The organism is uncultured Nitrospira sp., assembly GCA_902500695.1.
In the GTDB taxonomy this organism is placed as follows: Bacteria; Nitrospirota; Nitrospiria; order Nitrospirales; family UBA8639; genus Nitrospira_E.
The window spans coordinates 35,730-56,632 of the sequence record CABVRQ010000013.1; the positions used below are offsets into that span (position 1 = coordinate 35,730).

The window sequence follows — 20,903 nt, forward strand, 5'->3', positions numbered from 1 at the left end:
ATCCACCAACCGGGGGCAGGAGGCCACAGAGAAATCGGGTCTGGCAGATGCACATCCCGAAGCTCTTGTAGGGGAGAACTTGTTGTCGGCATGTTAGCCCATTCCCGTTGTTATGCCATGCTGTGTTGGGCGCTTCGGCGATGTCCCAGATCCTGTAACCCACCCCGTAATTGGAAAAGAATATCGTCATGGGTTCCCAATGAAATGAATCCAATTCCACGGGTCAGGCACAGCGTCCGAACATCTTCATACCGTTCCCTAAAGCACGCTGAATAGGCTTGGATTGTTTTGGCAGATCCTGTATTCAATATTCCCATTCGAATACCGTCCGTCACAGGATATTGGCCGGCAGGTGGCGGCTCTTGTTCCAATTGGTCATACATGAAAATCACCACCACATCCTGGTGCCCGCCCAACCGGATGAGGGTCTGTTTCGCCTGCTGGTCCCAATCCCGAAAATCACTCAAAAGAAAAATGAGGCTTCCGGGCTTCGCGGTTATCTGGACTCGATTTAAGGCCAACTGAAGAGGTGAGGTCAAGGAATTCTGGCGTTCATTCACCTCTGACGGGTGAGCACTATCTTGAGCCAGGAGGTTGAGGAGTTGAAGGACTCCGGTTCTTCCTCCTCTGGGTCGGAGTTCCACATGGTCCACATCCGAAAAAACCACCGCCCCAATCCTGTCTCCCCGCTCTTGCGATGCCCAACCCAATAATGCCGCAGCATGGGCTGCAATGACTGACTTAAATGCTACTTTGGTCCCGAATCGCATTCCCTTTCTATTATCCACTACGAAAAAGACGGGTCGCTCCCGTTCTTCGCGAAAGACCTTGAGGTAGGGTTCATGAGTTCTCGCCATGACCCGCCAATCCATGAGGCGCACATCATCGCCCGGTTGATACCGGCGAGACTCTTCAAAATCCATGCCTCTGCCTTTGAATGGAGAACGCTCTCCGCCAGCCAAAAGGGTATGCACCCGCTTCCGGGTCCTGATTCCCAAAACCCCTGTCTGGTGACGCATATTGATGAGATCGGCGAGCCGAACCTCTACCCCCTGAAATCCTCGAGGAGGGTTCGGCCGGAATTCTGATGGTGAGGGCGTTTTACGGAACGGCCACATGATTCAAAATTTCTGAGATCACCTGATCGATCCTGATCCCCTCCGCTTCGGCTTCAAACGTCAGTAAGACACGGTGGCGCAATACATCATGAGCCACGGCCTGTATATCTTCTGGCGAGACATAATCACGTCCTTCCAACCAGGCATGCGCCCTGGCACACCGCTCCATTCCGATGGTCGCCCGGGGACTGGCTCCAAACCGGATCCACCGCTTCAGCATGGAGCTATAGGGGCCTGGCTCACGCGTGGCCATGACTAATTGGACGATATATTCTTCGAGTGTGGGGGCGAAATACATATCCCACATCTGCCGACGAGCCGCCAGAATCACCTTTTGAGGAACCGGCGTGGGGGTTGTCATTTCATCCCCAGGAATCGCCCTCGCCTGTCGACGTACAAGCTCGGCAATCTTTCGCTCTCCTTCCACATCGGGATATTGCACCCGGACATAGAGAAGAAAGCGATCCAATTGGGCTTCGGGTAAAGGATACGTGCCTTCCTGCTCAATGGGGTTTTGTGTGGCCATGACTAAAAACAACTCGGGCAAAGGATAACTGGTCCGCCCGATCGTCACTTGATGTTCACCCATGGCCTCTAATAGGGCTGCCTGCACCTTAGCCGGAGCCCGATTGATTTCATCGGCGAGGACCAGATTGTGAAAAATCGGACCTGGTTGAAAGCGAAAGGAGCCGTCGTTGGGACGATAGATATCGGTCCCGGTAATATCAGCGGGGAGTAAATCCGGGGTAAACTGAATCCGGTGAAAATCGGCCTCAATCCCAGAGGCCAACGTTTTAATGGCAGTGGTTTTGGCTAAACCTGGCGCACCTTCAACCAGAAGATGCCCATCAGCCATCAGGGCAATCAACAGCCTGAGGGTGAGGCCCTCTTGTCCAATTACCTGTTGATTCAGGAAGGCTCGAAGCCTTGATAGCTGCTCGTGTTCAGATCCAGACATGTGTCTTGATATGAACCCGGTGGGTTCCTGTAGTCAAATTACTAATGATTCCCCTTATTTGATGGCACCGGGGCAACGTCACCCTTCAGAGTCTCAAGTCCTCTTATTTATAATAATTTACCATTTTTGAGAGTCAAGGGGAATTGCGGGAAAACGGTATTCTTACCAAAAACCACGTATCCCTTCCCCTTTATGAATCCTTTGAGAATCAGATGGATGAGGACGCGTGCGGGATGCCAACTTCGATCATACCCCGCATAATGGGGTGCAGTGTGCAATGGTAGGGATAATGTCCTGGGGAAAGACCTGGAATTTCAAAGGTTTCATGAGGGCGAATGGCACCTGAATCAAATACACATACTCCACCCTCTCTGCAACCGTCATGCGTAATCGTATGAGGGGTGGCCGTGGGATTCTTCCATACAATGGGAATTCCTGAAGTCACGAAAGCCTGTTGAGGAGTAAAATACGGCGCAAATCCCTCAATTAAAATTGAAAATGGGGAACTACCCCACGCCCACGAAGTGCTCATTAACAAGCATAATCCCAGAATAATTTTCGCACAGTGCCTGCCCACAACCCTCAGGTTTTTTTCATTCACGAAACGGTGATGTTTAACATTCTCTTCTTCTAATTTCATTATTTCTATGAATTCGATCTTTTTGTGATCGCCATTCCTTTCATTTCGTCTTTTTTTAGTCTTTGGGGTTTACGTTTCAAAAGCTATTGAAATATTGGCACTTTCCCAGGCTAGTTTTTATTTCCCTCACTCAACAGTTCTGCCCCATTTTGCGCTACTTGCCCATTGCCATAGTCCAGTTTTAGCATAAAGGCTTAGACTTAATTATCTCTCAATCAATGCGGTGAACCTATGCTGTATTGTACACCATCCAGAAATCCTCCTCATCCTCTTCAAGAGAAGTTAAGCAAGATTTAGCCGAGATCAAGTCCTACAAGGGTGTGAATCCGGACAGCTTCCTTCCTGGCTTCAGAAAAGGTGACAAGAAGGGGGTCCAGCATTGGTCTAAGATTACTTCCTTTTTAAACCCTCAAACCAAAAGAAGGAATGGCAAAGACAAGTGAAGTACTGAATGGCCTAATTGCCTGTTCCCAACGAAGTCGGTCATACCCACAATAAAACGGGAGGGACCCTAAATTTGGAAAACAACCAAAGAGGTCTCCAATAAAAAAATAGACTAAGCTCTAGTTCTGTACCCCTGATTCCCGATCGTGTGGAACAAAAAGGAGGGATGATCATGAACCGTAAACGATGCGCAATTCACGTAATAGGGAGTGTCGTATTTGGAAGTACATTAGCTCTGGGAAATCCTGGAATGCTGCCAGATCATCCGGGTTATCCCATGGGAGATGCCAAATCACCCGTGACGGGGCAGTCGGTGGCCAATGACCCGGGACAATCTCAACACAGCGTGACAGAGTCGCTCCAACAGGCCTCTGGATTTCATGATTCACATGCGATGAATCCTGGGAAGGAAGAACGCCCGAATATTGTGCCGCCTGGGGGATCAAAGTCCATGAACACTAAGAGTGATTCCAGCAAGTAGGGGATAGGTCCGCAAACCGTCCCCGAACTATCGGGAGAAACAGGGGGACTGAAAAGGAGGGAGATTAAAACTCCCTCCTTTTTTCTATGCAAGCTATTGCCTGCCACTCAATCAGATTTCCTAGTAGCTCCAACCCTCCCCCTCGATTTAGAACAAGGTATAGATGAAGGGGGCAACGGCTGAACCCTCACTCAGAATTATAAGACCGCCGAGCAATAAAAGCATGATGATGATGGGGGCGAGCCAGAACTTTTTTCGTTCCCGCATAAAGTCCCACAATTCCCCAAGAAAACCTGTCATCTGTTGTTCCTCCTTAGAAGGGTTTCAATACATGGTCTGCGGCTCTGGCCTTTTTGAGCACCCGATAGCTGGTCGCCTTGGGGTCATACCCAAGCTCCAATGGTCGTTTACCTAATAACCCCATGATAAACGCCATAGGAGTGAACATCCCAAAAAATAGGATACTTAATATTATTCGGGAATTGATCCAGCCCAATTTTTCTCCGATCTTCATCCAGACTCGATGCAAGGGCCCAAGACCCTTTGGAAAAAGCATTCCCATTGCCCCAAAGATCCCGGCGATTAGACTGGCCCATACTCGAAGGCTTTCTCCATGAATGACCAGGGGCCATACCGCTACTATCAAAAAAACTCCCCCCATGAGAAGTCCAAACGACCGAAGATCCTTGGCTGTTGGTTGATGTATCGTTGATGTCATGTCGTTACTCTTTCACGCTTAATCCAATTCAAATTCTTTCATCCACGCTTCATCCTTAGGCACCGGCTTTTGATGTTCCTTCAAGACGAGACAATTTTCCAGCACAAGTACGTCCATTTCAGTCCGCATGAAACACCGATAGGCATCTTCAGGCGTGCAGACAATCGGTTCGCCTCGAACGTTAAATGAAGTATTGATCAATACCGCACACCCGGTTTGCTTTTCGAACTCTTGCAACAATTGATAGTACCGAGGATTGGTGTCTGGTGACACCGTCTGTACCCTGGCGGAATAATCCACATGGGTCACTGCTGGAATATCCGATTTGGGAACATTGAGCAGATCAATTCCCCAAAGTTTTTGTTGATCCGGTTGTACCGCTAGACGTCGCTTTTCAGCAACCGGGGCCACCAGCAACATGTAAGGACTATCAGTATCCATCTCAAAATACTCGGACACTCGTTCTCTTAAAACCGATGGTGCAAAAGGACGGAAGGATTCACGATATTTAATTTTTAAATTCATGACAGATTGCATTTTCTCGCTACGAGGGTCTCCCAGGATACTTCGTCCTCCTAAAGCCCGAGGACCGAATTCCATGTGCCCCTGTAACCATCCGATGACCTTGCCCTCAGCTAAATACTCCGCCACTCGACGATACAGGTCCGAATCCTCCACGCGCTCATATTTTGCCTCAAGTTGTTGGAGCTTGGATTCTATTTCCTCGTTGGAAAAACGTGGGCCTAAATAACTGCCTCGCATCGCATCACTAGAGCCCTGGCATTCCCGAGGTTGGTTCAGATAGCCGTAATGGACATTTAACGCCGCCCCCAACGCGCTCCCCGCATCGCCTGCCGCCGGCTGAATCCACAGCCCACTGAACGGTCCTTCCCGCAGCACTCTCCCGTTTCCAACGCAATTCAAGGCCACCCCCCCTGAAAGACAAAGATTGGAAAGGCCTGTTTCTCGTTGAAGACTATTAGTCAGGCGGAGCATGACCATCTCGGTGACTTCTTGTACAGACCTGGCTAGATCCATTTCCCGCTGGGTGAGGGTGCTTTCGGCCTGACGCGGAGGACCACCAAATATGGCGTCGAATTTGCTGTTGGTCATCCGTAAACCGGTGCAGTAATCAAAATAATCCATATTGAGCCGGAAAGTGCCATCCGGCTTCACATCCACCACATTGTCCAAAATCGTCTTCACATACTTGGGCTCCCCATAGGGAGCGAGCCCCATGACTTTGTATTCACCGGAATTCACCTTAAATCCGGTATAGTATGTAAAGGCGGAATACAGCAACCCGATGGAGTGAGGGAAGGGGATTTCCCATAGAGGCGTTAAGTGGTTCCCTCGCCCGACCCATGCTGAAGTGGTGGCCCATTCGCCCACCCCGTCCATACATAGGACAACAGCCTCCTCATAAGGGGAAGGGAAAAAAGCGGCAGCCGCATGTGATTCATGGTGTTCCCCAAAGAGCAAAGGAGGCAATTTCTCTTTTTTTTCGAAATTACCCACCTGACGAAAAGCCTTTTCTAGTAAGTTTCGCAGGAACAGCTTTTCCTTAATCCAAACCGGAATGGCGGTTAAAAAAGATCCAAGTCCCTTCGGGGCATAGGACAAATAGGTTTCCAACAAACGTTCAAATTTGACAAAAGGTTTGTCATAGAACACCAGATAATCGACGTCGCGCATGCCAACCCCGCCTTGACGCAGACAAAACTCCACCGCATGGCTCGGGAACCCGGCATCATGTTTCTTTCGCGTGAACCGTTCTTCTTGAGCAGCCGCCACAATCTTGCCATTCTGTATAAGACAAGCCGCGCTATCGTGATAATAGGCCGAGACGCCCAGAATTGAAGTTAATTTCCCGTTTGGCGTTGTCATATTTTCCTTAGAATAAGGGCTGGCCTTTACCATATTGGCTGGTGTGCTCAGGCAGAAAACCTGTGAACCCTAAATTTTTCGGTGAAAATGTAGAAGAACTTTACCTATGATTTTTCCCTGTTTCTACTTTATCGATAGGAAACCTCCTATCCTACTTATTCTACTTATCGAAACAGTTCATCAAAAAACAATTTCATGTGCCCCCATGACCGTCGATCAGCTTGTTCCTGGTATTGCACCCCTTCCATGCCATATTGATTGGCCAAAGGGTTGGTGAATCCATGTTGGGCACCTCCAAAAATCACCATGTGCCAATCTAACCCAGCCTGGTCTAACGCACGCTTAAATTTTGCAATGTGGTCTTGGGTAAGAAACGGATCGGCCTCTCCATGGGCAATGAAAATTTTGACTGAATTCTTAATGGAAAGAGAGGCGGACGGAAGAGGGAGCGACCCATGGAAACTGACGACTCCTTTGACCGGTGCCGCATCATACACCATTTGCATAACCGTCGCCCCACCAAAACAATACCCAATAGCCGCTATACGGGTTTGGTCTACCAGGGGGTTAGCCTGAAGAAGCCGTAATCCCTCTCTCGCCCTGGCCTGCCATATCTTTACATTGGCGGTGGTCTGTTGCATCCATTGCCTGGCTTCATCGGGATGAGTGGTCACTTTTCCCTTTCCATACATATCCACAGCCACCGCCACATATCCCAAGGCCGCCAATTGTTCCGCACGAGTTCGGGCATATTCATTCAGGCCCCACCATTCGTGAACAACCAAAATTCCCGGGCGCTTGCCTTCTATCGCATCATCCCAGGCCAACACCCCTTCCAAAACAACTTCTCCATGGTTATAGGGGATAGTGGTGATCTGCACCTTGGCTTCCACTTGGGAAGACCATATACACACAATCACGAGAAGACATAGACCTAATTGATGGTAAAAGTTCATGATTTCTACTTTTTTAATGGGTCGGCAAGAATAGGGACCGGAAACAGACTTTGACATGATACCGATCTAAGACTATTTCTTCCATTCCTTGACTTGAAATGCTACAGGAGGGGCTAGATACTAAATTTTACGGTAAATTTAGCAGTTGGCAATCTTTTTTGAATTCATTGCTTTTGGGTTTCCAAAGAATCCGCTAGCCGTGTTCTCCAATCGAGAGAAATGAGCACAATGTTCTTTTTTGAACGGTAGAACTCAAACAACACGATGGCATTTAAATTCGGATCACCTGAAATGACTCGTTGATATTGGTCTTTGGTCATCATTACCAAACGCGTTGATTGTCGAACGTCCATTTTCAGTTCTTCAAGCGCCAAGGAATCTTCGAGACCCTTTCCCACAATCCGTGAACGACCATGGAGATAGTCCCAATAAAATTCATCTTCATCTCCACGCCAATCCCATGACTGAAACACCGAAATGGGATCCGTTTGATTATTCAAGCGCCGTTGATTTTCGTCAAAAGCCAGTCTGGGAGAGCCTTCCGCTTGGATACCAGGAATAATAAATCCTGTCACCGTCACCATAAGGGCCAGGCCCAACACCCCCACGCCCACCAGACCCATTCGCAGATAATTCTTGATGGCCAGGCCAATCATCATCAGGCCTAACATTCCTAACCCCAGTTTAAGTGCTAGAGGAATTATGTCCAACGGAACATGCCATTTCTTTTGAATCAGGATAGGTCCGAGAATTACTGCAACCACAAAAACAATGCCCAAACATCCTAACAAGCCCCTCAATAAGCCCCATCCTTCGGATACTGACGTTTCATATAGCAATCGATGATACACATACCCTACTAACAAACCGAATGCCGGCAGGAGAGGCATGAGATACCGTTCATGTTTTTCAGGAGTCAAACTCAACGACACAAAGTACACCACGACCCAGAGAAAGACCCACAATTCTTTCGGCGACTCAAGCCAGGGTCGACGTTTCCAGATGAGAAAAAGGCCAACTGGGAATAAAGCCGACCAGGGGAAGGCATCGAACCAGATTACCAGTCCATACCAAAAAATGGGACGTTTACCCCAGTAGGCCTCCCACGCAGAATGTTGTTGATCTCCCGAGACGGTGATCATGCGTTTGAGGTTTTCTTCAAAGAAAAAATGTTGTCTGAATTCCTGGCCAAGTAACAGGTAATAGCCACCCAGCAACAATCCACTCAAGACGACTCCCGCCACAAAATACGGTTCGCGAAACACCCGCCGGTCGCGGCGCATCCATAAGAATACTCCCATCACCAAAATGGGTAGGGCCAAGGCATGTAACGTTTTGACCATCGAGCCCAACGCCAACGACGCAAAGCCTACTAGATACCACCACTGTGACGATTCCTGAAAATACGCCCGAGCCCAGGCATACATCCCCAACGTCATACAAAAAGTTAACACGGGATCGATAATGGCCAAGGGACCAAACCACAGTCCCGCATAGCAGGTCCCGCATACGAGCGCCCCCCAAAATCCTGCCATGGCTGAAAACAAGAGGCGCCCTAAGAAATAGGTCGTGATCATCGTTCCCAAACTGGAAACAATCGAAGGTAACCGTAACGCCGCCTCACTCCATCCAAAGCCATGAATGAATCCCGCCTGAAGCCAAAAGAAAAGAGGCGGTTTATTAAAATACGGTTCTCCCCGTAACCAAAGATGCACATAATCATCCGCCGCCATCATGGTGTGGGTGACAATGGCGTACAAACCCTCGGTTTCTCCAAACAGAGAAATGGAGGCATTGGAAATAAACGCCAGAAAACCAATGACTAGAAGAAGCGGAATATGGATAGCAGGGCGCTCAAGGAAGGCACCCCTGGAGGTATTCATCAGAAAAAAAGAGATATTTCACTGCCCATGATGGTCATTTCCCACTAATTAGCGGGTACACCCTACAACATAAATCCCAGGGTTGTTAACCCAAACGGCTATTCGACCAACTCATTTCTTAGAATTCGGGCAATCGGTATCAACTTGGGTATGGTGAATGGGCAACAATACTTTTACGCTTGCCCCCATTGAAGTTCTGCCATACATCAGCAGGAGGGAAATAATACAACAGGAAAATTGACAGTTCCTAATACGTGATTAACTTCAAAATTTACGTTTACGCGTAAGGCCTAACGAGTGGCGGTATTAAATTATCACGTCAACAAAGGAAATCTAAATGGTGCGCCCGGAGGGACTTGAACCCCCAACCCTCGGCTCCGAAGGCCGATGCTCTATCCAATTGAGCTACGGACGCATGAGAAGTTGCCTTTATACATCCCACCAAGGTCCCCGTCAACCAGGCTCTCATCTCTTCAGGATTCCTCTAGCTGTTTTTGTTTATTCCTCTCCACTAAAAGTGATTTGATCAATGAGTAGTATTTGACCATTTTGGCCCATCCGTCTGGGGAATAGTCGCGGAAGCTCCTGTTGGGTTGAAATAGGCCTAAGTAAGAAATCTTCCCAAATTTTCTGAAAGTCAGGATTCACATGATACGTACCGAACAACTGGCCCCCGACACCATCATGTTTCATGTGCGAGGACAATTTAATAAACAAGTTGCCAAAGAATTGAGTTTGTCGGTCTTTCGTTCCTACCACTTAGGGTTTAAGACATTTCTTTGCAATCTGAGCCTGAACATGGTGTTAGATAAGGATGCTCATTACCACCTGACGTTAATTGGAGAGGGGTTGCGAGATAAAGGAAGAAATTGGCGAGTAATTAGTCCCCCCTCTTCGGGCGGAAACCAGCTTATCCTTCGCACGAACCTTCAGTTGCTTGCTCCTGCAAACTTGAATTAATTATCCTTTTTAAAAAAAAAGACGCTATCCACGCTCCTCCCTCGGTGGAAATAAAAAATCCTTGCTTGACTCTGCTCTCTCTTAAGTCCGTCTAGAACTCACCTGATAGCCAAAAATTTAACCCTTCTCGGCTTGTTGTAATCCCTGCAGAATTCCGAACCAAATGACTCGCTTTTTTTGTGGGGATGGAGATCAGTTTACCAATTTGTGGCATGAAGGAAGGGTGGAGTTGAACCAAAGAAAACCGGGATATCGTTCCGATTGATCCCACGGGAAATTTCTCTGCGACATTCCACAATGTGATGATTAATACGATTCAGGGGTGGGGAGATCGACTTCGGATTGGGTGGCTTCTGGGACGAGTTTTTCTAAACGGCGATGATAGTCCCGAAGACGTTGTTGTTGTTGTGGGGTGAATTTAATAGTTTCTTGATTGTGCAATTCCACCAATTGTTCGACGCATTGCAAAAGGGGAGGAACGGCGTCAAACACTTTCCCCGCCTCAAAGGCTTCCAAGGACTCGACTAATAATAGCGGGAGAGTTTTATACGTCACTCCAACCCGGTCACGAAATCGATAGACCGTGGTTTCATAGGCATCGACTGCCTCAGGACTCGGACGAATTCCTCCAGACAATGCCAACATGGACTTGGCTGGTACCTTGGCAGCAAAAACCGCTAGACCGGCAATCAGTTCTCCTAATGTGTCAACCACCTGCCCAGGTTCCAGCTTGGCCTCTTTTTTCATATGCTCAAATCTACTCTAATCGCTTGGTGGCTTGTCAAGACAGGAATGGGTTTTCCTTGCCCTTCAAGGCATTCAGTACGGTAGCCATATCTTCCGGCAACTCCGCTGCAAATGTCACCATTTTATTAGAAACAGGATGCACGAAGCCGAGAACCTTGGCATGTAACATCACTCGGGGAATGGCCATCGCTCCTACTACCATAACTTTTTTCCCACCATAGGTTTGGTCACCCAATATCGGACATCCGATAGCCTTGAGGTGAACTCGTAGCTGATGCGTGCGGCCTGTACCAGGAAATAACTCCACATGTGCGGCCGCTACCCCAAATCGTTCTTTCACTCTGTAATTGGTCAACGACTCCTTGGGATTGGTTGTGCGTGGGGAAAAAGTTTTCCGATCTTTGGTATCTCGCCCGATCGACAACTCAATCCGGCCTTCCCGTGTTTCTGGTCCTCCCCACACAAACGCCTCATAGACCCGGGTGATGGAATGGGCTTTGAATTGTCCCGCCAATACCCTGTGAGCCTGATCATTTTTCGCTACGACTAAGATTCCTGTCGTTTCCTTGTCCAGTCGATGCACCAAACCCGGACGCTCTTTTCCTCCAATAGATGAGAGATGCCCTTCACCCCTTTGCATGTGATGCAGGAGCGCATTAACTAAGGTCCCAGTCCAATGGCCTGGGGCCGGATGAACAACAAGGCCTGCCGGTTTGTTGAGAACCAACAGAAATTCATCTTCATACAGGATGACAAGGGGAATGGGTTCAGGATTGATTTCCACGGGCTCTGGACGTGGTACGACCAGCACAACGCAATCACCAGGCCTAACCTTGTGGCTGGGTTTCACAACCTGACCACCGACGGTAATATGGCCGTCCTCAATTAATCGTTGGAGAGCTGTCCGGGAAAAATACGGTTCGCGGTTGGCAAGAAAATGATCAAGGCGCTTGGGCGATTCGCCTGCGGTGACGATGAACTCCGTCCGCGTATCGACATGCGGCATGGCAGGCAAAAACGAACGGGGTGGCCAATAACTCTATAACAGGCGGGAGCCGTCCTGTTGGCGGCGGCCGGCAATCTTTTGTCGAAGACGGGCTTTTTCCAAACTAACGCGAGCTTCTTCTACTTCCGATGGCAAACCACCTCGCTCCAGACGTTCTTCCGCTTTGCGAACTGCAGACTCGGCGCGTTCCACATTAATATCCTCAGCTTTTTCGGCGATTTCTGCCAGAATCGTCACTTTTGTCGGCGTGACTTCCGCAAATCCCCAAAGTACAGACATATATTCGGTCTGTTCACCCACACGGTATTGAAGTTCGCCAATCCGCAAGGTGCTCAGAAAATGACAATGGCCAGGAAGCACCCCGAAATCGCCCTCGCTTCCGGGAGCCGACACATAGTCGACTTCCTTACTGAGCAAGCGGTGCTCCGGGGTGACTACCTCCAAAAGAATCTTCCCTGAGGACTCTGTTGCAGCAGAATCAGCCATTATTGTTTATATCCAAGCTTTTCCGCTTTTTCGATGGCCTCTTCAATCGGCCCAACCATATAGAAGGCCTGCTCAGGCAGGTGATCATATTTGCCATCCACGATCTCTTTGAAACTTCGAACCGTATCGACGAGTTTGACGTACTTCCCAGGAGATCCCGTAAAAGCTTCAGCCACATGGAAGGGTTGCGAGAGAAAGCGTTGGAGCTTTCTGGCCCTCGCCACTAATTGTTTGTCGTCTTCCGACAATTCGTCCATACCTAAAATCGCGATAATATCCTGGAGATCTTTATACCGTTGCAAGGTGCCTTGCACCCGTTGCACCACCTGGTAATGTTCCTCACCCAAAATATGGGGATCTAAAATTCTGGAAGTGGAATCCAAAGGATCGACAGCAGGATAGATGCCCAACTCGGCCAATTGCCGAGACAGCACAGTAGTGGCATCCAAATGGGCAAACGCCGTAGCCGGGGCAGGGTCTGTCAGGTCGTCGGCCGGCACATAAACTGCTTGAACCGAAGTGATGGATCCCTTCTTGGTCGAGGTGATCCGTTCCTGCAATGTTCCCATCTCCGTACCCAAAGTCGGTTGATAGCCCACGGCTGATGGCATCCGACCGAGCAAGGCGGACACCTCCGAACCGGCTTGAGTAAATCGGAAGATGTTGTCGACAAAAAGCAGAACGTCCTGATGCTCCTCATCACGGAAATATTCGGCGATGGTCAGGCCGGTGAGGCCCACGCGGAGGCGCGCTCCTGGCGGTTCATTCATTTGACCATAGACTAATGCGGCTTTAGATTTGGTGAAATCATTGGGATCAATGACCTTGGACTCTTGCATTTCATGCCAGAGGTCATTGCCTTCGCGGGTCCGTTCACCGACTCCGGCAAATACCGAAAACCCGCCGTGGTGGAGAGCGATGTTATTGATGAGTTCCATGATGATGACGGTTTTTCCCACACCGGCGCCACCAAACAGCCCGACCTTTCCCCCTTTGGCATAGGGCTCCAACAGGTCGATGACTTTAATTCCGGTTTCTAATATTTCCGTTTTGGTTTCCTGTTCTTCTAATGTAGGAGCCGGACGATGAATAGACCACCGTTTTTGCGTTTTCACTTCGCCGAAGCCATCAACGGGATCCCCTAAGACATTGACCACCCGTCCCAGCGTTTCCCTGCCTACAGGAACAGAAATCGCGGCGCCGGTATCCTTTACCTCCAAGCCACGGACCAATCCATCCGTTGAGGACATGGCGACCGCCCTCACACGATTTTCTCCAAGGTGTTGAGCCACTTCCAATGTGACCTGGTCCGGCTGCCCGCTCTGATCTCCTGAATTATTGGTGATCGTTATAGCGTTAAAAATATTGGGGAGTTTCCCTGGAGGGAACTCCACGTCCACCACCGGTCCCATGACTTGAATGACTTTTCCATTTACGACATCCGTACCCACCATAGACTCCTTGGTTGAAAAAGATTGGTGAACGGCACACGTGCCCCGTGCCCGGCCAGGATCAACCTTCGATTTATTTCAGGGCCTCTGCGCCTCCCACAATATCCATGTTCATGGCCTTTGTTATTTTCTGCGTGTTTTTAACAGACGAAATTTTTCGTCGAAGGCTTTGAAGACTCGGCATAGCGAAAAATTTACGCGGCTTGGTCGTAGCCTTTGGCCTTTTTAAATTCCGAAATGATATTTTTTAATTTTCCACCAAATTCCTCATCTATCTTCTTCTTGGTCACAATTTCTTCCCGAATATTGGCGTATTTCTCTTTAATAAAAGCTAACAGGTCTTTTTCAAACTCCCGGATTTTTTTAACGGGAACATTATCAAGAAACCCGTTCACTCCGGAATAAATTGACAACACCTGATCTGCCACAGGCAGGGGTTTATACTGATCCTGTTTCAGCAGCTCCACCATGCGCACACCACGAGCCAATTGGGCTTGCGTCGCTTTGTCCAATTCACTACCAAATTGGGAAAAGGCGGCCATTTCCCGATATTGAGCCAAATCAAGCCTGAGCGTCCCTGCTACTTGTTTCATGGTTTTAATCTGGGCCGAACCACCCACGCGGGATACTGACAAACCGACGTTAATCGCCGGTCGGATGCCGGAATAAAACAGGTCGGATGCCAAATAAATCTGCCCATCGGTAATCGAGATGACGTTCGTGGGAATATAGGCAGAGACATCACCTGCTTGCGTTTCGATAATCGGCAATGCCGTTAAACTCCCGGCACCTTTTTCATCACTCATCTTGGCAGCCCGTTCTAACAAGCGCGAATGTAAGAAGAAGATGTCACCAGGATAGGCCTCGCGTCCAGGAGGCCGACGGAGCAAAAGGGAGAGCTGTCGATAGGCCGTCGCATGTTTGGATAAATCGTCATAGACGATAAGCGCATGCTTGCCATTGTCACGGAAATATTCGGCCATGGTGACCCCTGCATATGGTGCAAAAAATTGCAGGGACGCTGAATCGCTGGCTGTGGCTGACACCACCGTGGTGTATTCCATGGCCCCATGGTCTTCCAGGGTTTTCACCACTCGAGCCACCGTCGATCGTTTTTGCCCGATGGCGACGTAAAAACAAAACACACCCAAGCCTTTTTGATTGATGATGGTGTCCACCGCAATGGCAGTTTTCCCGGTCTGGCGGTCTCCAATAATTAGCTCCCGTTGACCTCGACCGACCGGAATCATGGCATCAATAGCTTTAAGCCCCGTTTGTAACGGTTCACCTACGGATTGCCGGTCCACCACACCAGGCGCCCGAATTTCGATAAGCCGCGTTTCCGTGGTATTGATCGGCCCCTTCCCATCAATAGGCTTCCCAATGGCATCGACAACGCGACCAACAAGTGCTTCCCCAACCGGGACCTCGGCAATTCGTCCAGTGCGTTTTACCGGATCTCCTTCCCGAATCCCCACATCCTCACCCAGAAGCACCACTCCGACACTATCTTCTTCCAGGTTTAAAGCCACCCCGTACACTCCACCAGGAAATTCCAATAACTCACCAGCCATCGCCCCTTCTAACCCATAGACCTTGGCAATATTATCACCCACCTGGATGACGTAGCCCATTTCCTTGACATCAACCCGTTGCTCAAATCCTTTGATTTTTTCCTTAATGATGGAGCTGATTTCTTCTGCTTTGATCTGCATGGATTATCCCTTCGTCAACTGATCGTGCATACCGGTGAGTCGACCCAATACCGTATTATCAAAAACCCGGCTGCCAATTTTTATTCTTAATCCCGCAATAAGATGGGGATCAATCTCAAAGGCCACTTCGACTCCATGGTGTAGCGTTTGAGACAAATCTTGCTTGATCTGTTCTTTTTCGGCCGATGGTAACGGTGTGGCCGAAACCACCCAGACTTGCTGAACACCCTGTTGTTGATCTGCCAATTCCGCAAACGCCTCTGAAATTTCAGGCAGCAACATGGCCCGATTCTTTTTCAACAGTTGAGTCAGGAAATCCCGCATGACTGAAGGGGCCTCCATCCGTTGGCTCAATTCAGTCAGGACAGCCTGTTTTTCCTCAAAATTAAAAACTGGTGAAGCGAGGACATGCTTCAAGGCAGGGATTTCCTCAAGGCCTTGTTGCAATGCGCTTAAGGCACTTCGTGCTGATTCGATACCCGATTGATCGAGCAGTTGGAAAAGGGCCGATGCATATCGGCGCCCAATGGTGCTTTTATTCACAGTTTATAGAGAGTCCAGGAACCATTTGAACGGAATTTGGCGTGCGTTAAGCGGATGAAAGTAGCATGAGTGATAAAGCCTGTCAACCGGAAAGAGCGGATGTAAAGGGATTTTTTCTTTGATTCCCTATAAACGTTGGAGTGGTTCAGCGGAGGTGGGTTCCTCGTACATTGGAATGCTTTTCTTGGGGGTTTGCCCTTGAATGATTCCGCCTCCCAATACACGATCACCAAGATAAAATACGGCTGACTGGCCAGGGCTTAAAGCCCGAACAGGCGCATCAAACATTATTGTCATCGAAGTGGAGCCTGACCATCGGTGAGTAGCTGGAACTGGAGGAGAACTATAACGAAATTTCACATCAATTTTTGGAGCATTTCTCAATGTCTCGGGGGAGAAAATATTCAAATCTGAAACCAGACATTCTCTGCTATCCAAATCCTCGGCAGGACCCAAAACCACCATATTCATTTCAGGAACCACGCGCTGCACATACAACCGGCTTCCTCCGGAAATACCCAATCCTTTTCGTTGCCCTGGCGTATAAAACGCAACGCCCTGATGCTGCCCTAACTCATTGCCCTTCACATCCACAAACGTACCAGGAATTGAAGACTGAGGTGCATGTTGCTTGAGGAATTGTCGGTAATCACCTTGCGTCACAAAACAAATTTCCTGGCTTTCTTTGAGTTCGTCCACCGGCAGGCCCATGGCCTCCGCTTCCCTCCAGACAGCAGGTTTTTGCATTTCCCCTAGAGGAAACATCATTTTTGAGAGCCAACTGGGTGGTATACGATAGAGAAAATAAGATTGGTCTTTTTTGGAATCCTGACCACGAACTAGGAAGGGGGTCCCTCCTTTATCGTGCCTGATATTGGCATAGTGGCCGGTCGCAATATAGTCAGCTCCAAGATCATTGGCCACCTGGAAGAGGCCTCCAAATTTCACTCGTTCATTGCACCGAACGCATGGATTGGGGGTGGTTCCCTGTAGATATCCCCCAATAAAGTCGTCAATCACTCCCTTTTGAAAGCGTTCTCTGGTATCAATGACCTGGTGAGAGATCCCCAATAATTCTGCGACATGCCTGGCCATTCCCACTTTACAACATCCACGCTCCTGCCAACGCTTGGAAACAGAGGACTCATCTTCTTCCTCCCAGACCTTCAATGTAACCCCTATAACTTCGTACCCCTGCTGCTTCAATAGCTTGGCAGCCACGGAGCTATCCACACCTCCGCTCATTCCTAAGACAACCCTTTTGGAACCAGAGAAAGGCATTAGCGACCCAACGGCTCTGTTTCTAATTTTTTTTCTAATTTTTGCTCAACCTTGGGAATCGTCTTGCTCTGACCATTGGAGAGGATTTTATTGTCAATAGGCGCTTCTAATTTGGGAGCGGAACCCATATCGCATTCCCCTTGGAAATACACGCCTTCTTCCATGGCAAAAACGGGAGTGTGAACATCACCAATGAGAACCGCGGGTTTCAGGAGTTGAATTTTTGATTTTGCGGTAATGATACCCTCAATCCGTCCACTGTTCACAATGGTCCCACCTGTGATGGTCCCTTTAATCACGGCACTTTCACCAATAATGAGGGTATCATCAATCGTAATTTCACCTTCAAAGTTTCCATCCACCCGAACTGTGCCCTCAAATTGGGCTTTGCCTTTAAAATCAACACCTTTACCCAAAAATGTATAAAATTCCTGCCCAAATCCTAACTCCTTTTTCTTGTCTTTTTCACCCCACATACATCATTCCTCCTCTCATCCGTAAAGAGCCCTCAGGTCGCACGCTAGGATCTCCATGTCCAATTTGGAACCAGCCGCCTATTTTTTTCCAGAAGATTGCGTTATTTCACCTTCACCGCTTCTTCCACTGAAATCACAAGCTTGGTCTCTTTGCCTTTTCTCTCTATTTTTTGGGGCATATTGCAGGTGCCATTAAACAAAACCCCCTCATCCATCGACAGAAGAGGGGCGGTTATTGTCCCTACAAAGACAGCTGGGGATAACAATTTGACGCGATGTTTGGCCTCAACATCCCCCGTCAATTGGCCCTGACACATGATGGTTCCAGCATGAATCTTGGCAGCAATGACCGCTTTTTGACCAATAATTAAATTTCCATCGGTATATATTTCACCCTCCAGGCGGCCATCCACTCGGACCGTGCCCTGATACCGAATCGTTCCCTTAAAGGTTACCTCTTCACCAACAAAGGCGATGATATCACCTGATTCCTGCTGGCTGTCTGAAGTCACAGGGCTGTCCACCACAGCTGATTCCTTCTCCTGACCTTGACTCATTTCTGCCGTATCCTGACTGTTTTCTTCGCTTTTTTTGAAAAACATGAGCCCCTCCCTCCTCGATAACTGTGTGCTCCAATTCCTTCGTGCCTGACACGAAACCCAGTAATATTAGCTCGACTATTTGCCATCATCATGATCCTTTCACATCTTAAAGGAGATGCCATGCGTACATCAGCCATCCGTTGGATTATTCAAATTCTATTCCATAACCAGTGAAGCAATCCGATCCAACTCATCATCAGAAAAATAGTGGATAATGACCTGCCCTCCCCTGGCTCCCGCCTTCACCTGGACTTTGGTACCCAATCGTTTTCGAAATTGCTCCTCCAGGTTACGAAATCTATTGGGTTCCTCTTTCTTTGATTTGGCGGCTTTACCTTTTTTGTGCACGGCAATCATCTGCTCAATTTGGCGAACAGAGAGTTGCTCGGAAACAATTTTGCGTGCAAGCTGAAGTTGTGCTGCTGGAGTTGGCTGCCCCGCTAATACCTTCGCATGCCCTAAGCTGATGGCCCCGGCCTCTATATATTCCTGGACATCCTTTGGCAGCGTGAGTAGTCTTAAAATATTAGCGATGGAGGATCGCTCCTTACCTACCGAGCGTGAAACCAGATCCTGAGTTAAGCCAAATTCCCCCATCAATCTGGAATAGGCCTTGGCTTCCTCCATAGGATTGAGATTCTCACGCTGGATATTTTCTACCAACGCGATCGCTAAAGCTTTTTCGTCATTGGAATTCCTCACCAGGACAGGAATGGTCTGCAGCCCGGCAATTTTTGCCGCTCGAAACCGGCGCTCCCCGGCAATCAGCTCAAACATGCCATCGCCTTTTCTTCGGACGACAATCGGCTGCAGAACGCCATGCTCCTTGACTGAATGCGCTAACTCATCTAATTCCGTCTCCAGGAATGTGGTTCTTGGCTGATAACGGTTCGGGAGAATTTGGTCCAGTGGAATCATGGAGACAGCCTGACTATCCTGCTCCACTTTCCAGACAAGAGTCTTTTTTTCCGGCAGCAGAGCCTGAAGCCCTTTACCTAACGCTTTCTTTTCCATTCCTCAAAATCTCCTTGGCGAGGTCAAGATATGCCTTTGCTCCACTAGACGCCGCATTATAGGACAGAACCGCCTTCCCATGACTGGGCGCTTCAGCTAACGCCACATTTCTTGGGATAACAGTCTGAAAGACCTTATCTGCAAAAAATCCTCGAATTTCCTCTTGCACCTGCCTCGAAAGATTAATTCTTGAATCATACATCGTCAACACAATGCCTTGAATGGCTAATTCAGGATTAAATGACTCACGAATCCTTTCGACATTTCCCAATAAACGACCCAATCCCTCCATTGCATAATACTCACACTGCACTGGAATAATCAGGCCAGATGCTGCGACAAGAGCATTAATAGTCAAGAGTCCGAAGGCGGGCGGGCAATCTATGATGATAAAATCATAATCCACAATCCCGTCCAACACACTTTTTAGAATAGTTTGCCGATCAGGGAGATTTGACAGTTCTATTTCTGCCCCGACCAAATCGCCCTTTGAGGCCACGACACTCAACCCGCTTATATCAGTAGGTAATATTACTTCTTCCACCAAACGTCTATCCATTAAACATTCATAAATAGTCGCGCCTTTAGGCTCAATAGACAACCCGCTTGTCGCATTGGCCTGTGGGTCCAAATCAATCAATAAGACAGATTTCCCAGATATGGCCAAAGCCGCGCAAAGGTTGATAGACGTGGTGGTCTTTCCGACCCCACCCTTCTGATTAGCAATGGCAATGGTCTGTTTCAAGATAATCCCATAAAAATTCTTAAAAATAGTTCCACGTGGAACATGGCAATTGCCCGCTCAAGGCGCATATTTCAAAACCGACAAGACACGATTTCCATACCCAAAAGGTAATTCATAGGATAATTCCACAAACACTTCCATGCCATTGAGCCGAGAATGATTGTCAATATTTTTCGAGCGAAACACAACTAGTTTCCCATTTTTTTTTAAAATACGATCCATATTCGGCAAGATGTGGTCTACGTTGACACCTTTACAAAGGGCGAAATCACATTTTTCATCATCCAACACCGTAGAATCAAAGTCTTCCAACCGAACTTGGAGAACCGATGTTTTTGGCAACTCAAGTTTTCCAATAACATTATGGAGGAAGGCCGTCTTGTTTGATCTGGGTTCCATTAACATAACGTCAAGAGCAGGCAAAGACAGCTTGAGTGGGATACCTGGAAAACCGCCACCTGTCCCAATATCAACAATCCTTGCATCAAGTTTGTTTCCCAGCGCCAAATGTCCAGCCAAGGAATCGACAAACAGCAAAACGGTCCGGTCCATGTCCGTACGAAGACCGGTCAGATTAATCGACCGGTCCCAACGACACAATTCATCATAATACAGACCAAATCTCCCAAGTACCTCATCCGAGAAGGAAAGCCCAAGCTTCTGAGCCCCGTACTTGAAATGTTCTAAGAAATTAAATGATTGATCGCTTTGTTCCACGTGGAACATCCTAACTATATGAATTATAAATTGAGAGATTTATTTTTGGCTTAATGAATAAGGGGCAGGCGAAAA

Annotated in this window: 22 protein-coding genes and 1 tRNA gene; 2 read left to right on the forward strand and 21 right to left on the reverse strand. The window is 48.3% G+C overall.

Annotated features, from left to right (window positions below):
• Nucleotides 1-110 precede the first annotated feature (110 nt).
• From AAH187_RS05220 to AAH187_RS05230, 3 genes are all read right to left on the reverse strand, one after another.
• Nucleotides 111-1,118: a DUF58 domain-containing protein gene (locus tag AAH187_RS05220; protein WP_342347381.1), complete on the reverse strand. Its 1,008-nt coding sequence runs from the start codon at nucleotides 1,116-1,118 to the stop codon at nucleotides 111-113.
• Nucleotides 1,102-2,076, reverse strand: coding sequence for a MoxR family ATPase (locus AAH187_RS05225; protein WP_342347382.1), 975 nt, complete (start codon nucleotides 2,074-2,076; stop codon nucleotides 1,102-1,104). The genes AAH187_RS05220 and AAH187_RS05225 overlap by 17 nt, the downstream gene beginning before the upstream one ends.
• Nucleotides 2,077-2,284: 208 nt before the next feature.
• Nucleotides 2,285-2,608 (reverse strand): hypothetical protein, encoded by a 324-nt coding sequence (locus AAH187_RS05230; protein WP_342347383.1) that lies wholly within the window; start codon nucleotides 2,606-2,608, stop codon nucleotides 2,285-2,287.
• Between the two features lie 724 nt (nucleotides 2,609-3,332).
• Here AAH187_RS05230 and AAH187_RS05235 point away from each other — a divergent pair.
• A complete protein-coding gene (locus AAH187_RS05235; protein WP_342347384.1) occupies nucleotides 3,333-3,641 on the forward strand; it encodes a hypothetical protein in 309 nt (102 codons plus the stop codon).
• Nucleotides 3,642-3,788: 147 nt separating this feature from the next.
• Here the strand turns inward: AAH187_RS05235 and AAH187_RS05240 are convergent, their stop codons facing one another.
• The 6 genes from AAH187_RS05240 to AAH187_RS05265 all read right to left on the reverse strand — a co-directional run bounded on the left by AAH187_RS05240 (nucleotide 3,789) and on the right by AAH187_RS05265 (nucleotide 9,500).
• Nucleotides 3,789-3,941, reverse strand: a complete 153-nt coding sequence (locus AAH187_RS05240; RefSeq protein ID WP_312645580.1) for a DUF5989 family protein — start codon at nucleotides 3,939-3,941, stop codon at nucleotides 3,789-3,791.
• A 13-nt stretch (nucleotides 3,942-3,954) separates the two neighbouring features.
• Nucleotides 3,955-4,359, reverse strand: coding sequence for an SxtJ family membrane protein (locus tag AAH187_RS05245; RefSeq protein ID WP_342347385.1), 405 nt, complete (start codon nucleotides 4,357-4,359; stop codon nucleotides 3,955-3,957).
• 18 nt (nucleotides 4,360-4,377) lie between these two features.
• Nucleotides 4,378-6,246: a carbamoyltransferase gene (locus AAH187_RS05250; protein ID WP_342347386.1), complete on the reverse strand. Its 1,869-nt coding sequence runs from the start codon at nucleotides 6,244-6,246 to the stop codon at nucleotides 4,378-4,380.
• A gap of 164 nt (nucleotides 6,247-6,410) precedes the next feature.
• Nucleotides 6,411-7,202 (reverse strand): dienelactone hydrolase family protein, encoded by a 792-nt coding sequence (locus AAH187_RS05255; RefSeq protein ID WP_342347387.1) that lies wholly within the window; start codon nucleotides 7,200-7,202, stop codon nucleotides 6,411-6,413.
• A gap of 164 nt (nucleotides 7,203-7,366) precedes the next feature.
• On the reverse strand, nucleotides 7,367-9,085 hold the full coding sequence (locus AAH187_RS05260) for a glycosyltransferase family 39 protein (protein ID WP_342347388.1): 1,719 nt from the start codon (nucleotides 9,083-9,085) through the stop codon (nucleotides 7,367-7,369).
• A 338-nt stretch (nucleotides 9,086-9,423) separates the two neighbouring features.
• A tRNA-Arg gene (locus AAH187_RS05265) sits at nucleotides 9,424-9,500 on the reverse strand.
• 233 nt (nucleotides 9,501-9,733) lie between these two features.
• Here AAH187_RS05265 and AAH187_RS05270 point away from each other — a divergent pair.
• On the forward strand, nucleotides 9,734-10,045 hold the full coding sequence (locus AAH187_RS05270) for a hypothetical protein (protein WP_342347389.1): 312 nt from the start codon (nucleotides 9,734-9,736) through the stop codon (nucleotides 10,043-10,045).
• A 306-nt stretch (nucleotides 10,046-10,351) separates the two neighbouring features.
• On the opposite strand, the gene AAH187_RS05275 is transcribed toward AAH187_RS05270, so the two are convergent.
• The 12 genes from AAH187_RS05275 to rsmG all read right to left on the reverse strand — a co-directional run bounded on the left by AAH187_RS05275 (nucleotide 10,352) and on the right by rsmG (nucleotide 20,837).
• Nucleotides 10,352-10,792, reverse strand: coding sequence for a hypothetical protein (locus AAH187_RS05275; protein WP_342347390.1), 441 nt, complete (start codon nucleotides 10,790-10,792; stop codon nucleotides 10,352-10,354).
• A 34-nt stretch (nucleotides 10,793-10,826) separates the two neighbouring features.
• Nucleotides 10,827-11,798 (reverse strand): RluA family pseudouridine synthase, encoded by a 972-nt coding sequence (locus AAH187_RS05280; RefSeq protein ID WP_342347415.1) that lies wholly within the window; start codon nucleotides 11,796-11,798, stop codon nucleotides 10,827-10,829.
• A gap of 33 nt (nucleotides 11,799-11,831) precedes the next feature.
• On the reverse strand, nucleotides 11,832-12,284 hold the full coding sequence (locus AAH187_RS05285; RefSeq protein ID WP_342347391.1) for a F0F1 ATP synthase subunit epsilon: 453 nt from the start codon (nucleotides 12,282-12,284) through the stop codon (nucleotides 11,832-11,834).
• On the reverse strand, nucleotides 12,284-13,738 hold the full coding sequence (gene atpD, locus AAH187_RS05290; protein ID WP_342347392.1) for a F0F1 ATP synthase subunit beta: 1,455 nt from the start codon (nucleotides 13,736-13,738) through the stop codon (nucleotides 12,284-12,286). The genes AAH187_RS05285 and atpD overlap by 1 nt, the downstream gene beginning before the upstream one ends.
• Before the next feature lie 191 nt (nucleotides 13,739-13,929).
• Nucleotides 13,930-15,450: a F0F1 ATP synthase subunit alpha gene (gene atpA, locus AAH187_RS05295; protein ID WP_342347393.1), complete on the reverse strand. Its 1,521-nt coding sequence runs from the start codon at nucleotides 15,448-15,450 to the stop codon at nucleotides 13,930-13,932.
• Nucleotides 15,451-15,453: 3 nt separating this feature from the next.
• Entirely contained in the window at nucleotides 15,454-15,993 is a 540-nt protein-coding gene (gene atpH, locus AAH187_RS05300; RefSeq protein ID WP_342347394.1) for an ATP synthase F1 subunit delta, read from the reverse strand.
• 126 nt (nucleotides 15,994-16,119) lie between these two features.
• Nucleotides 16,120-17,274: a tRNA 2-thiouridine(34) synthase MnmA gene (gene mnmA / locus AAH187_RS05305; protein WP_342347395.1), complete on the reverse strand. Its 1,155-nt coding sequence runs from the start codon at nucleotides 17,272-17,274 to the stop codon at nucleotides 16,120-16,122.
• Nucleotides 17,274-17,750 (reverse strand): polymer-forming cytoskeletal protein, encoded by a 477-nt coding sequence (locus AAH187_RS05310; protein WP_342347396.1) that lies wholly within the window; start codon nucleotides 17,748-17,750, stop codon nucleotides 17,274-17,276. The genes mnmA and AAH187_RS05310 overlap by 1 nt, the downstream gene beginning before the upstream one ends.
• A 101-nt stretch (nucleotides 17,751-17,851) precedes the next feature.
• Nucleotides 17,852-18,352, reverse strand: coding sequence for a polymer-forming cytoskeletal protein (locus tag AAH187_RS05315; protein WP_342347397.1), 501 nt, complete (start codon nucleotides 18,350-18,352; stop codon nucleotides 17,852-17,854).
• A gap of 156 nt (nucleotides 18,353-18,508) precedes the next feature.
• A complete protein-coding gene (locus AAH187_RS05320) occupies nucleotides 18,509-19,366 on the reverse strand; it encodes a ParB/RepB/Spo0J family partition protein (RefSeq protein WP_342347398.1) in 858 nt (285 codons plus the stop codon).
• Nucleotides 19,344-20,111, reverse strand: coding sequence for an AAA family ATPase (locus tag AAH187_RS05325; protein WP_342347399.1), 768 nt, complete (start codon nucleotides 20,109-20,111; stop codon nucleotides 19,344-19,346). Before AAH187_RS05325 ends, AAH187_RS05320 begins: the two co-directional genes overlap by 23 nt.
• A 57-nt stretch (nucleotides 20,112-20,168) precedes the next feature.
• On the reverse strand, nucleotides 20,169-20,837 hold the full coding sequence (rsmG, locus tag AAH187_RS05330) for a 16S rRNA (guanine(527)-N(7))-methyltransferase RsmG (protein WP_342347400.1): 669 nt from the start codon (nucleotides 20,835-20,837) through the stop codon (nucleotides 20,169-20,171).
• Nucleotides 20,838-20,903 lie beyond the last annotated feature (66 nt).